Origin of the sequence: Salinisphaera dokdonensis CL-ES53, from assembly GCF_040361215.1 — a bacterium.
Lineage (GTDB): Bacteria > Pseudomonadota > Gammaproteobacteria > Nevskiales > Salinisphaeraceae > Salinisphaera > Salinisphaera dokdonensis.
Window position 1 is genome coordinate 235,001 of record NZ_APND01000002.1, and the last position, 12,482, is coordinate 247,482.

The 12,482-nt window shown below is 61.6% G+C and carries 12 protein-coding genes and 1 rRNA gene (1 of these 13 cut by a window edge); 5 read left to right on the plus strand and 8 right to left on the minus strand.

Annotated elements, in window-relative coordinates; all coding sequences use genetic code 11:
- A 16S ribosomal RNA gene (locus SADO_RS06970) occupies positions 1–469 on the minus strand (it extends 1,068 nt beyond the left edge of the window).
- A 578-nt stretch (positions 470–1,047) separates the two neighbouring features.
- Positions 1,048–2,256 carry a tyrosine--tRNA ligase gene (tyrS, locus tag SADO_RS06975; RefSeq protein ID WP_353110409.1) on the minus strand — a complete coding sequence of 403 codons (1,209 nt, stop codon included), beginning with the start codon at positions 2,254–2,256 and terminating at the stop codon, positions 1,048–1,050.
- Between the two features lie 171 nt (positions 2,257–2,427).
- Between tyrS and SADO_RS06980 the strand changes: the two genes are divergently transcribed.
- Complete coding sequence (locus SADO_RS06980; RefSeq protein ID WP_353110410.1) at positions 2,428–4,065, plus strand: OapA family protein; 1,638 nt, start codon at positions 2,428–2,430, stop codon at positions 4,063–4,065.
- Positions 4,065–5,216, plus strand: a complete 1,152-nt coding sequence (locus tag SADO_RS06985; RefSeq protein WP_353110411.1) for an anhydro-N-acetylmuramic acid kinase — start codon at positions 4,065–4,067, stop codon at positions 5,214–5,216. The genes SADO_RS06980 and SADO_RS06985 overlap by 1 nt, the downstream gene beginning before the upstream one ends.
- A 207-nt stretch (positions 5,217–5,423) precedes the next feature.
- Here SADO_RS06985 and erpA read toward each other — a convergent pair whose 3' ends face one another.
- Both erpA and argC read right to left on the minus strand, forming a co-directional pair.
- Positions 5,424–5,786, minus strand: a complete 363-nt coding sequence (gene erpA, locus SADO_RS06990) for an iron-sulfur cluster insertion protein ErpA (RefSeq protein ID WP_353110413.1) — start codon at positions 5,784–5,786, stop codon at positions 5,424–5,426.
- Between the two features lie 88 nt (positions 5,787–5,874).
- Complete coding sequence (gene argC, locus SADO_RS06995; RefSeq protein WP_353110415.1) at positions 5,875–6,927, minus strand: N-acetyl-gamma-glutamyl-phosphate reductase; 1,053 nt, start codon at positions 6,925–6,927, stop codon at positions 5,875–5,877.
- Positions 6,928–7,067: 140 nt separating this feature from the next.
- On the opposite strand from argC, the gene SADO_RS07000 reads away from it, so the two are divergent.
- Positions 7,068–8,843: a chloride channel protein gene (locus SADO_RS07000; RefSeq protein ID WP_353110417.1), complete on the plus strand. Its 1,776-nt coding sequence runs from the start codon at positions 7,068–7,070 to the stop codon at positions 8,841–8,843.
- 67 nt (positions 8,844–8,910) lie between these two features.
- Complete coding sequence (locus SADO_RS07005) at positions 8,911–9,336, plus strand: CopD family protein (protein WP_353110419.1); 426 nt, start codon at positions 8,911–8,913, stop codon at positions 9,334–9,336.
- 89 nt (positions 9,337–9,425) lie between these two features.
- Here the strand turns inward: SADO_RS07005 and bfr are convergent, their stop codons facing one another.
- From bfr to SADO_RS07020, 3 genes are all read right to left on the minus strand, one after another.
- Positions 9,426–9,926: a bacterioferritin gene (gene bfr / locus SADO_RS07010; protein WP_353110420.1), complete on the minus strand. Its 501-nt coding sequence runs from the start codon at positions 9,924–9,926 to the stop codon at positions 9,426–9,428.
- Between the two features lie 105 nt (positions 9,927–10,031).
- Positions 10,032–10,262: a (2Fe-2S)-binding protein gene (locus SADO_RS07015; protein WP_353110422.1), complete on the minus strand. Its 231-nt coding sequence runs from the start codon at positions 10,260–10,262 to the stop codon at positions 10,032–10,034.
- 171 nt (positions 10,263–10,433) lie between these two features.
- Positions 10,434–10,910, minus strand: coding sequence for an RNA pyrophosphohydrolase (locus tag SADO_RS07020; RefSeq protein WP_353110424.1), 477 nt, complete (start codon positions 10,908–10,910; stop codon positions 10,434–10,436).
- Positions 10,911–10,983: 73 nt separating this feature from the next.
- On the opposite strand from SADO_RS07020, the gene SADO_RS07025 reads away from it, so the two are divergent.
- A complete protein-coding gene (locus SADO_RS07025) occupies positions 10,984–11,655 on the plus strand; it encodes a histidinol-phosphatase (RefSeq protein ID WP_353110426.1) in 672 nt (223 codons plus the stop codon).
- Positions 11,656–11,674: 19 nt separating this feature from the next.
- Here the strand turns inward: SADO_RS07025 and SADO_RS07030 are convergent, their stop codons facing one another.
- The gene (locus tag SADO_RS07030; RefSeq protein WP_353110428.1) at positions 11,675–12,481 is read right to left on the minus strand and encodes an inositol monophosphatase family protein; all 807 of its coding nucleotides are present in this window, start codon (positions 12,479–12,481) and stop codon (positions 11,675–11,677) included.
- Between the last annotated feature and the right edge of the window lies 1 nt (position 12,482).

Consider the following 12,482-nt stretch of genomic DNA (forward strand, 5'->3'; position numbering starts at 1 on the left):
CTCGGAGTATTAATCCGGCGCTTTTCTTTCCTGCTTAAAGTGCTTTACAACCCTAAGGCCTTCTTCACACACGCGGCATGGCTGGATCAGGCTTTCGCCCATTGTCCAATATTCCCCACTGCTGCCTCCCGTAGGAGTCCGGGCCGTGTCTCAGTCCCGGTGTGGCTGATCATCCTCTCAGACCAGCTACTGATCGTCGCCTTGGTAGGCCGTTACCCCACCAACAAGCTAATCAGACCTAGGCTCATCCTTCTGCGCGAGGTCAAAAGATCCCCCGCTTTGCTCCGTAGAGATTATGCAGTATTAGCCCGAGTTTCCCCGGGTTATCCTCCACAAAAGGGCAGATTCCTAGGCGTTACTCACCCGTCCGCCGCTCGACGCCCATCCGAAGATGTCGTTTCCGCTCGACTTGCATGTGTTAGGCCTGCCGCCAGCGTTCAATCTGAGCCAGGATCAAACTCTCCAGTTTAATACTACTTCAACTGGTATATGACCGAAGTCATACAATGAGTCATCCTTAGCGTTAAACGCTTTGGATGCTCTATTAGGGCTTGGCTTATCACCAACCCAAGGGAGCACCCACACAAGTCATTTGCATATTGTTAAAGATCTGCAACAGAACGCTTTGGGCTAATGCCGTTTGGCGTCCTTGCCGTTGCGAGAGAGCGTATTCTACGCTGAACCGCTGAGCTGTCAAGAACTTTTTTAAATTTCTTTAAAAAAGTTTTCGTGGCCTGCGCTGCAGGTATGTCGACTGCCCAAGCCACCTTTCGGCGACTTCGGCGGCCGGCATATTTCAACAGAAAGTAGCGAGCTACTCAATGCCGAAACCGACAACTCAACACATTCCGTTGAACATCTTACTGATCAACGCTCTACGCTTGTTAGCGCAGGCTTGCCGGTAAATACGTTTTAGCGTTTTTGCCGGCTCGCCGTGTTGCGAGAGGGCGTATTCTAGGGATATCGGATGAGGTGTCAACGAAAATCGTGAAAAATTTTCACGAAAGTTTCAAAACGCTGTCATGACAGCGTCTCAAAAGCCGGATATCACCCGGTCTCCAGCACCACCCGCGCGATTCTGCGTTTGCCGACCTGGATCAGACGCTCGGAACCCGGCTCGATCACGAGACCGGAATCACTGATTCGGTCCCCATCCAGACGTACCGCCCCCTGCTTCACCAGCCGGATACCTTCGCCATTGCTTTGCGTCAGGCCCGATGCTTTCAGCACAGCAGCCACCTGAAGGCCACCTTCCTCGCAGGGCACACGCTGCAGCTCGATGTCTTCGGGCACGACGCCATGGCTGAATCGCTCGACAAAAGCCTGATGGGCCGAGCGGGCTGCCTCTTCACCGTGGAACCGGGCAACGATCTCGCCGGCGAGACGGTACTTGAGGTCACGGGGATTGGCCCCGTCTGCCACTTCCTTGCGGTATCCCTCGATCACTGCGATTGGCTCGAAGGAGAGCAGCTCGAAGTAACGCCACATCAGGTCGTCGGAGATCGACATCAATTTGCCGTACTGATCGTTAGGCGCCTCGTCGATGCCGATATAGTTGTCCAGCGACTTCGACATCTTGTTGACACCGTCCAACCCCTCCAGCAACGGCATGGTCAGGACGGCTTGCGGCTTCTGCCCATAGACCTGCTGCAGATGGCGACCCATCAACAGGTTGAATTTCTGATCGGTGCCGCCGAGTTCCACGTCTGCGTCGAGGGCGACAGAGTCGTATCCCTGTATCAATGGGTACAGGAATTCGTGGATCGCGATCGACTCGTTGGCCTTGTACCGCTTGTTGAAGTCGTCGCGCTCGAGCATGCGAGCCACGGTATGGGTGGAGGCGAGCTTGATCATGTCGGCACTGGACAGCTCGTTCAGCCAAGAGGAATTAAGGACTACGCGCGTGCGCGCGCGATCCAATACCTTGTAGATCTGTGCTTCGTAAGTTTCCGCGTTCGCCTTGACCTGTGCTTCGTCCAATGGCTTGCGGGTTACGTTCTTGCCGGTCGGGTCGCCGATACGGCCCGTGAAGTCGCCGATCAGGAAGACCACGTCGTGGCCCAGGTCCTGGAAGGTGCGCATCTTGTTGAGGAGTACCGTGTGGCCCAGGTGCAGATCAGGCGCCGTGGGATCGAAACCGGCCTTGATTACGAGCCGCTCGCCGGCCTCATGCGCTTCGGCAATACGCTTGCTGAAGGCATCCTCCGGAATGACCTCATCACAGCCGCGGCGGATTTCCGCCCATATATCCTGCATCGAAAAACTTCTCCCGGTTTCCGGTCGACATACACACTTGTTGAACGAGTCTAGCGGTTTCACACTTGGCAAGCATCCGTGTTTATGCTTTTCTATCCGGATATTTGCGGGCAAGAGACAGGGGCGAGCCCGCACTTATTCCCTCGCTTCCAGCACAGCGCGCGTCTCTCTATGGGCAAGATCGACACTGATTATCTGTGGCTGCACGAGCAGCAGCCGCCTGCCGGATCGCGCTTGCGTCGACTCGCTCTACTACTGGTGATACCACTGATCGGCGGCACCGCCTGGCTGACCGCCACGCCGCAATCGGCCCTATTCGACACGACTGTCACGAACGCCGCGGACGCGAACTATGAGAGCAGCTCGAAGGTTGCGAACACGGATGTCGATGCCTCCATCGGACCGGGGCGCGCTGACGTAAGTATGCCGGCAAATGCCGCGCAAACTGACGGCGCACAGGACGACCCACAACAAGACAGCGACATCGCGCTCAGCGACAGCCAGCCCGGCGCAGCCGCCGTGGCCGTCGCCCCGATAGACCCTGACCGCGAAATCGACGAGCCCGACTCGCAGGCCGCGAACAGCCAAGCCGAGCCGAGCCATATCGTCGAATCGAGCACGGGCCTTGCGGCAGCGAGCGATGCCCCGATCGTCGACGTCCCCCAGGACACGGCATCGCAGTGGCGGGAAGTCACGATCCGCTCGGGCGATACGCTATCGATCGCGTTCAACCGTAACGACCTGTCTTATACCGACTCGCTGAAGATCGCCCATATGCCCGAGCACGGCAAGCGGTTCACCCGCGGCTTGCGTGCCGGCGACACCATGCGCGTGAAGGCTGACGACCAGGGCAGCGTCCTCGCGGTCGATTTCGCGATCGACCCCCTGCATACCCTAAAGGTTCGCCCTGCCGGCGACGGCTTCAGCGGCGACATGCAGCTTACCGACGTCGAACACCACAACGCCTACGCAGCGGGCACGATCGATACCAGCTTCTATGTGGACGCACTGGAGTCCGGCCTGTCGGACCGTCAGATCATGGAGCTGGTGAAAATCTTCGGCTGGGATATCGACTTTGCACTCGACACCCGGCCGGGCGATCGCTTCGTTGTCGTTTATGACGAGCTCTACAAGGACGGCGACAAGGTCGCCGATGGCGAGATTCTTGCGGCATCGTTCATCAACCGCGGCCGTGAGGTTCGCGCGGTACGTTATGCCGAGGCTGGTGACGACCAGGGTACGGTCTACTATTCCCCCGAAGGTCGAGCGATGAAGAAAGCCTTCATCCGTACGCCGGTGGACTACACCCGTATCAGCTCCGGCTTCAACCTCTCGCGCAATCACCCGATTCTCAACCGGATTCGCCGCCACGAAGGAACCGACTATGCGGCGCCGACCGGCACCCCGATCAAGGCAACCGGCAGTGGCCGCATCGTGTTTCGCGGCCGGCGCGGCGGCTACGGCAACATGATCATGATTCGTCACGACAGTCATCTGTCGACCCGCTACGGACACATGTCTTCGTTCGCTAATAAGTTCGGTGTCGGCAGCAAGGTGCGCCAGGGCGACGTGATCGGTTATGTCGGCATGAGCGGGCTGGCCACCGGCCCCCATCTGCATTACGAGTTCCGTGTGGACGGCGACCCCAAGGATCCCGAGCGCGTCGAACTGCCCAAGGCCTTGCCGCTACCCGACGAGCACCTGGCCGACTTTCGCAAGCGCTCCGCGCCACTGCTGACACAACTGGATTCGCTAACCCGCACCGATGTGGCCCGCGCCAGTACCGACGACGACAACAGCGCGAACTGATGGCCGCCCCGGCCTGCTATATCGGACTCATGTCCGGCACCAGCGTCGACGCGGCCGACGCCGCGCTGGTCCAGTTCGATGACAACGGCAATAATCCTCGCATCATTGCCACCCACGCCGAAGAACCCGACCCGGGCCTTCGAGACGATCTGCTGCACCTGTCCCAACAGGTTGCCGGCATATCGCTCGCCAAGTTCGGCGAGCTGGATCAGCGCGTAGGCGAATGGTTCGCCAATGCCGCGCTGGCCGTACTGGAAAAAGCCGGCATGAGCGCCGAGTATGTCGACGCGATCGGCAGCCACGGCCAGACCGTTCGCCACGAGCCAGAATCCCGCTACCCGTTCAGCCTGCAACTCGGCTCACCCAGCCTGATCGCGGCGCGCACCGGCTGCCGCGTGGTGGCTGATTTTCGCAACAGCGATATCGCCATGGGTGGCCAGGGGGCCCCGCTGGTGCCGGCGTTTCATCGCAGCGTGTTCGCCCGGCCCGACCGTGATCGAATCGTGATCAACATCGGCGGCATCGCCAATCTGACCGTCCTGCCCCGCGCGTCGGCCGACGATAGCCAAGCAGTGACAGGCCTGGATACCGGGCCGGGCAACGCGCTCATGGATACCTGGGTCGCAGCGCATACGAAACACAGCTACGACGCAGACGGACGCTGGGCGGCGAGCGGCAACGTGGACGATGCCCTGCTCGCGCAGATGATGTCGGACCCGTATCTGGCGCGCCCCGCCCCCAAGAGCACCGGCCGCGAATATTTCAATATCGACTGGCTGCGTGCCCAGATCGACAGCCTGTACTCGCCGCCGATCCCGGCCGACGTGCAGGCCACGCTATGCGAATTCTCGGCCCGTACCATTGCCCAAGCAATCGACGATTACGGCCCGGGGGACGAGGAGCTGCTGCTTTGCGGCGGCGGCGTGCGCAACGACGAACTATGCAGACGCCTGGAGCAGCTGGTGCGCCCTCGCGTGGTCACACGCACCGACGACTACCATGTGGATTCGGATTGGGTGGAAGCCGTCGCCTTCGCCTGGCTGGCGATGCGCACCGTGCACGGGCTAAGCGGGAACGTACCGGCCGTTACCGGGGCGCGCGAGTCCGTGGCGCTGGGCGGCATCTATCAGGCAGCGATCTCGCCGGAGTGATCGTCACCGGGCGATGCCTTGAAGCATGGCCTCCCGATCCACGAGAAACGACCACGCCCATGACGCCCATGGCGTCGCGTCGATACGTGGGTTGAGAACGGCGTCGCGCGCTGCGCGCGGCATTCGCACCGCAAGCCTGCCGCGTTCTCGTATGCCCGATTCACCTGTCGCGAACCAGCCCCTCACAACAGGCAAAGGCCCGCCGACTTAAACAGCGAAGGAGTTGCCGCAGCCGCAGGTGGTCGTCGCATTGGGATTGCGGATCACGAACTGCGCGCCTTCGACTCCGTCGGAGAAGTCGATTTCAGCGCCGCTGAGATAGAGCACGCTCATCGGGTCGACCAGCAGCGTTACACCCTGCTTCTGGATCTGGGTATCGCCATCCTCGACGTTCTCGTCGAAGGTGAAGCCGTACTGGAACCCCGAACAGCCGCCACCGGAGACGAACACGCGCAGCTTGAGCGCGTCGTTGTCCTCGTCCTCGAGCAATTCCTTGACCTTGACTGCGGCGGCATCAGTGAACACCAGCGCGGCCTGGTCTTCTTCGATTGCGTGTGTGGCGGTACTCATAAGCGTTTCAATTCCGTGGACCGGATATCTCTATCATAGGACATCGGTGCAAGCGCAGGGGATTCAAGCCCCTGACGAGAGTACAACGTTACGGCAACGGGCCCGGCGCTGCGAGGGCGCAGTTCTCGTCGGCGCCGATCATGAGGTTGAAGCACTGCACGGCCTGGCCGGCTGCGCCCTTGATCAGGTTGTCGATCACCGACAGCACCACGACCGTGTCACCGCCGCCCGGCCGATGCACGGCCATGCGGCACATGTTGCCGCCGCGCACGTGGCGTGTTTCGGGGGCCGCGCCGGCCGGCAGCACGTCGACAAACGGCTCGTCGGCATAGGCGTTTTCGTACAGCGCCTGCAATGCATCGGCGCTGCCTGCATTCGAATCGCTCAGACGCGCATAAAGCGTGGCATGGATGCCACGGATCATGGGCACCAGATGCGGCACGAAGGTCAGGCCCACATCGCCGCCTGCCAGCTCACCCAGCGTCTGGCGGATCTCGGGCAGGTGGCGATGACCGGCCACGCCGTAGGCCTTGAACGACTCCTGCATTTCGGCGAACAGAAAGCCGGGCTTCAGGCTCTTGCCTGCACCGGAAACGCCGGTCTTGGCGTCGGCAATCAGACTGGCGGCATCCACCAGCCCGGCATCGATCAACGGCTTGAAACCGAGCACCACGGCGGTCGGATAACAGCCCGGTGCGGCGACCAGATCCGCGCCCGCGATCTGCTCGCGGTTGAGCTCCGGCATGCCGTAGGCCGCGCGTTCGATCAGCTCGGGGCAGACATGCTCGACCCCGTACCAGGCGGCCCATTCGTCGGCATCCTTGAGACGGAAATCGGCAGATAGGTCGATCACCCGCTTACCCGCTTCCAGCAACGCCGGCACATCGTGCATCGCCGCGGCATGCGGGGTGGCGAAGAACACGATGTCGCAATCCACGAGATTCGCGGTCGATGGCTCGACAAAATCCAGATCGATGACGCCGCGCAGCTGCGGGTAGGCGTCGGCGACCGGCGTACCCGCATCGCCGCGCGAAGTCACTGCCACGACTTCTGCATGGGGATGCGCGCTGAGCAGGCGTAGCAGTTCCGCGCCCGCATAACCGGTGCCGCCGACAATTCCGATGCGTTGAAGCTGGGCCATGACTAACCGTGAAAAGACCGAAGAAACCGCGCATAATAACGCGCAACGCGTCGTCATGCGCAGCCGCGACGCTCCCGGCGCAGCCACAACCCCACAGCAATACGGATACGAGCTCTTGCACGTACGCCCTCGACCGACCCATGGCCGCTGAACCTTCGCGCCGTCGTTCGCTGCGGGAGGCCTGGCAGGGGCGCATGGACTCGATCCGCCAGCAACTCGCCGATGTCGAGAATACCCCGGGACTGAGTCTTCTCTGCCTGCTCGGTGCCGCCACCGGCGGCTTGTGCGGGCTGGTGATTCTAGCCCTGCATACGGCTATCCATACGCTGCAGGAGCCGCTGTTCGAGGTCTTCGGGATTGCGAGCGGCACGTTCACCGAGGCCAGCGTGACGTTTCGGGTAGCCGTACCCGTGCTGGGCGCCCTGCTGCTCGGGCTGATCGTGGAGTGGGTGATCAAATCCTCGGAATACGGGATTGTTCATATCATTGAGCGGCTGGTCTATTACCAAGGGGTGCTGCCGGTAAAGGCCGCCCTCGCCGAGTTCACGATGTCGGCGCTGGCGTTGGCAACCGGCCAATCCGTCGGGCGCGAAGGCGTCGCCGCCCATACCGGCGCGACCACGGGCAGCTGGCTCGGCCGCCAGCTCGACCTGCCCAACAACAGCGTGCGGACGCTGGTCGGCTGCGGCGCGGCCGCGGGCATCGCGGCGTCGTTCAACACGCCGCTGGCTGCGGTGATCTTCGCCATGGAAGTGGTGATGATGGAATACACCATCGCCGGCTTCGCGCCCATCATCCTCGCGGCGGTGACCGGCTCGCTGGTGACGTTCACGTTCACCGACGTGCATCCGCGGCTGATGGCCGACTACTCCGGCTTTTCCACCGTCGAGTTGCCCTATCTCGCGTTTGTCGGCGCCGTTCTCGGCATTGCCGGCGCGGGCTTCACACGCCTTTGCGGCGCGCTCGTGCCGCTGCTGGGCAAGATCCGGATCAGCCTGCGTATCGGGCTCGCTGGCCTCGTGACCGGTCTGCTCGCAATCCAGTTCCCACAGATCATGGGCCTGGGTTTCGAAACCGTGAATGCGTCGCTGGCCGGCGAGTACGCGATCGCTGTCGCGCTCGGCATCGGCCTGGCGAAGCTGCTGGCCAGCAGTTTTGCGACGGCCGCGGCGATTCCGGGCGGCGTGATCCTGCCAACTTTCGTGGTCGGCTCGGCCTTGGGCAGCGCGCTGGGTTCGGTCGGCGCGTTGATCCTGCCCGGCCATGCCACCGATAGCGGCCTCTACGCGCTGCTCGGCATCGGCGCGATGATGGGCGCGGTACTTCAGGCGCCGCTGTCGGCGCTCGTGGTGATCCTGGAACTGTCCGGACAGACCGGACTGGTGCTGCCCGGCATGCTGGTGGTGATCGCTGCCCTGGTGGTATCGCGCCGGATTTCCGTCAGCGAATCGCTGTTCCGTTTGTTGCTGCGCCGGCGCGGTCTGGACTATCGCAACGATCCGATCTCCCAGTACTTGCGGCGCGCAAGCGTACTCACCGCGATGAACCGGCGTTTTCGTATCGTCGAACGCCGGATCGGGCGCGCCGAACTCGAAGAGATTCTGGAAACCAAGATCGACTGGCTGCTGATCCGCTCGCGCGAGCATCGCGCCAGCCTCATGCGCCCCAGCGATGTGGCGCGTTTTCTCAGCCAGGAAGAGAACGCCGAGCTCGAGGAAATCGACCTGCACAACATCCCGGGCAAACGCGTGGACGCCTATGCGATCCACGTTCGGGCGAGCCTCCAGGAAGCGTTCGACATGGTCAATCGCAACGAAACCGAGGCGCTGGTCGTCGAGCGCAATGTAACCGGCAGCCGCGCCATTACGTATGGCGTACTCACCCGCGAGGCGATCGACGGTACTTACCGCCCGTAGGTCAGCCGCTACAATGCACCCGATTCAAGGGCGGCCGACCCAGGCCCGCCTGCCACAGGAGTAACGAATGCTTTTATGGGTCAAGGCCTTCCACGTGATCTTCATGGTGACGTGGTTCGCCGGCTTGTTCTATCTGCCGCGTATTTTCGTCTACCACGCCGATACCACCGACGAAGTCGGCTATGCACGTTTCTGCACGATGGAAAAACGGCTCGCGGTCCTCATGTCGATCGGCGCGGCGCTGACGATCATCTTCGGCCTCTGGTTGATCGCCGGCTACGGCGGCGCATGGATGGCAGCCAACGGCTGGATTCACGTGAAGCTGCTGTTCGTGCTCGGCCTGATCGGCTATCACGGCTGGTGCCAGGTGCAGGTCAAGAAGTTCCGCGAGCAACGCAACACCGGCCGCGCCGGCTACTTCCGGCTGATGAACGAAGTGCCCACGATCTTTCTCGTGGTGATCGTGGTGCTGGCGATCGTCAAGCCGTTCTGACACGTTTCGATCGGCCATGAAAAAGGCCCCGCCGGAGACGATCCGACGGGGCCTTTGCAGTTGCAGCGCCAGTAACGCTGGCCGACGGCTTATTCGCCGCCGTCCGGGTCCTGGTTGATGTTGGCACCGATCTGCGACTGGTTGTAGTTCTGCTCGCCCATGTGCTTGATCATGTCGAGCTGGGTCTCGATGAAGTCGATGTGCCCTTCTTCATCGGCCAGGATCTCCGCGAACAGCTCACGGGTGACGTAGTCGCCGACCTGCTCGCAGTGCGTGATCGCTTCCTTGTAGTAGGCGTGGCCTTCGTACTCGGCGGCCAGGTCGCATTCGAGCATTTCCTTCGGGTTCTCGCCAATGCGCAGCTTGCCGAGATCCTGCAGGTTGGGCAGGCCATTGAGGAACAGAATACGCTTGATGAAGCGATCTGCGTGCTGCATTTCCTCGATCGATTCCTCGTACTCCTTCTTGCCCAGCTCGAAGAAACCCATGTCTTCGTACATGCGGGCGTGGAGGAAATACTGGTTGATCGCAGTCAGCTCGAGCTTGAGCGACTTCTGCAGATACTCGATGACTTTCGGGTCGCCTTTCATGGCTGTTCCTGTACGTTGCGGCAATAACTAAGCACCAAGCTTAGCCGACACCGTGCAAGCGTACAAACAGCGAAGACGAAGGGCCGCGGGCCCGGAAACAGGCTGCTAGCCGGTCGCGGAAAGCGGCTCGCCCGTGGCGATCACGCGAATCGGGGCCACGTTGCGGTCCTGCTGCTGGCGGCACTCGTTGAGCAGATCGCGTGCACACTGCGCACAGCGACCACAACAGCCGGCCACGCCCAGACGCTTGCGCAATTCGCGCATGCTGCACGCGCCTTCACAGTAGGCGTCGCGGATCTGGCAGTCGGTTACTGCGTTACAAACACAAACGTACATGGGCACCTCCGACGCGTAGTACAACGCGAATGAGAATGAGTGTCAATAGCGACAATTCATGACACCACTCGCTGTCATTGTCAGCCTACACTGACAACGTCGGAGTTGCACCCACACGAAAACCGCGCCCGCCGGGCGCCCGAGAAAGATCGGAATGGAGAGTGAGCGGCGCTACTGTCCGTTCAGGCAGCAGGACAGTTCATCGAGGGCGAGGCGATAGACCTGGCGCTTGAAAAAGACCACTTCATTTACGGGATGCCAGTAGTCGACCCAGCGATAACCGTCGAATTCCGGCTTGTCGCAGGCATCGAAACGGACACAGGTCTCGGGCGCGATCAACTGGAGCATGAACCACTTCTGCTTCTGGCCGATGCACAACGGCTGACGATTGCGGCGCACGTAGCGCTTGGGCAGACGATAACGCAGCCAGCGCCGGGTGGCACCGATCATGCGCACATGCTCCGGACGCAGGCCGACCTCTTCTTCAAGCTCGCGAAACAGCGCTTGCTGTGCGTTCTCACCCTCGTGGATCCCGCCCTGCGGAAACTGCCACGATTGCTGACCAATACGCTTGGCCCAGAACACCTGGCCACTCTGATTGCTTAAGATGATGCCGACGTTGGCCCGAAAACCCTGCGCATCGATCACGACGACGCCCTCGGTATAAGTACTTAATCGATTCTTTCATACATTGGTCAAAAACGAAAAAGGCTCTTTCAACTTGGACTTAACCCTCTTCGATCTCGACCACACCCTGCTCGCCGGCGACAGCGATTATCTATGGGGCCGTTTTCTAGTGAATGAAGGCGTGGTCGATTCCGCGCACTACGCCCGTGAAAACGAGCGTTTCCACGATCAGTACAAGGCCGGCAATCTCGATATCCATGCCTACCAACGCTTCGCGCTGGCGCCGCTATTGGAGAACTCACTGGAGACCATGCACGCGCTGCGCCGCGATTACGTCGAGCGCATCATCAGCCCCATCGTTGCGCGCCATGCCAGGGCACTGATCGACCACCACCGGGCGCGCGGCGACGCCATCGCAATCATCACCGCGACCAATCGTTTCATTACCGAGCCGATTGCCGAATTGCTGGACATTGATGCGCTCATCGCGACCGAGCCAGAGATTGTGGACGGCGCCTATACCGGCGAGATCGCGGGCACGCCCTCGTTTCAGGACGGCAAGATTGCACGTGCGATCGACTGGGTTGCCGAACAACCGCAGCCGTTCCAGCAGGTGACCTTTTATTCTGACTCGCTCAACGACCTGCCCTTGCTGCGCTGGGCGGATACCGCCATCGCAGTCGACCCGGACGAGACCCTAGCCGCCGCCGCGCGTGAAGCAGGCTGGCCGATCATCAGCCTGCGCGGCGAGACCCGGCCGTTCTGACCGGGCCTCGTCTCTCCGGTCAGTCCTTCGGCGCGTCGCGGGCTTCGTCCCAGGCGGACACGAACGGCGCGATCGCATCGCGCAGCTTGCCGTTGGTGGCGAGCACGCTGCGCGTGGGCAGGTCGATCTCGCCACCGCCAAGCTCGGTGATATCGCCGCCGGCCTCGCGCAGGATCACCGTAAGCGCGGCGATATCGAGGATGTTCAGATCGGACTCAAGGATCGCGTCGATCCGCCCCGAGGCGAGCAGATGGTAGTGATAGAAATCGCCATAGCCGCGGATACGGTGCACCTGTCCGATCAGCTCGCCCACCGGCGCCCAGGCCGGTGACGCCGCTAGCGACGCGATGTTGCCGAGCGACAGGCTGGTTTCGGCGAGGCTGTCGATCTTGGAAGTCGCGATCGGCTCGTCGTTGAGCCAGGCGCCGAGGCCTTTGGCCGCGCAAGCCAGCTCACCGCCGTTGAACATCGGGGCATTGGACACGCCGACGATCAGTTCACCGCGGTGGCGCAACGCGATCTGGGTCGAAAAGAACGGATAACCACGCACGAAACTCTTCGTGCCGTCGATCGGATCGATCAGCCACACGTAGTCCGCATCCGCATCGGATATGCCCAGTTCCTCGCCCTGGAAACCGTGGTCGGGAAACGCCTGCGACAGCACGTCCTTGATCGCACGCTCGCATTCGATGTCGGCAATGGTCACCGGGCTGGCGTCCGCCTTGCGCTCGACCTCGAAATCGCCGTGATAGTAACGGCGGATGATGGCTTCGGCCGCGCGTGCGGCCTCGACGGCCTTGTCGAGAAACGGCTGCAGATCGCTCAAG

Bases quoted from the DNA above. Each gene is read 5' to 3' on its own strand.
- argC (WP_353110415.1), bottom strand. From the start codon at position 6,927: ATGGCCCAGCTTCAACGCATCGGAATTGTCGGCGGCACCGGTTATGCG.
- SADO_RS07005 (WP_353110419.1), top strand. From the start codon at position 8,911: ATGCTTTTATGGGTCAAGGCCTTCCACGTGATCTTCATGGTGACGTGG.
- SADO_RS06980 (WP_353110410.1), top strand. From the start codon at position 2,428: ATGGGCAAGATCGACACTGATTATCTGTGGCTGCACGAGCAGCAGCCG.
- SADO_RS06985 (WP_353110411.1), top strand. From the start codon at position 4,065: ATGGCCGCCCCGGCCTGCTATATCGGACTCATGTCCGGCACCAGCGTC.
- bfr (WP_353110420.1), bottom strand. From the start codon at position 9,926: ATGAAAGGCGACCCGAAAGTCATCGAGTATCTGCAGAAGTCGCTCAAG.
- tyrS (WP_353110409.1), bottom strand. From the start codon at position 2,256: ATGCAGGATATATGGGCGGAAATCCGCCGCGGCTGTGATGAGGTCATT.
- SADO_RS07000 (WP_353110417.1), top strand. From the start codon at position 7,068: ATGGCCGCTGAACCTTCGCGCCGTCGTTCGCTGCGGGAGGCCTGGCAG.
- erpA (WP_353110413.1), bottom strand. From the start codon at position 5,786: ATGAGTACCGCCACACACGCAATCGAAGAAGACCAGGCCGCGCTGGTG.
- SADO_RS07015 (WP_353110422.1), bottom strand. From the start codon at position 10,262: ATGTACGTTTGTGTTTGTAACGCAGTAACCGACTGCCAGATCCGCGAC.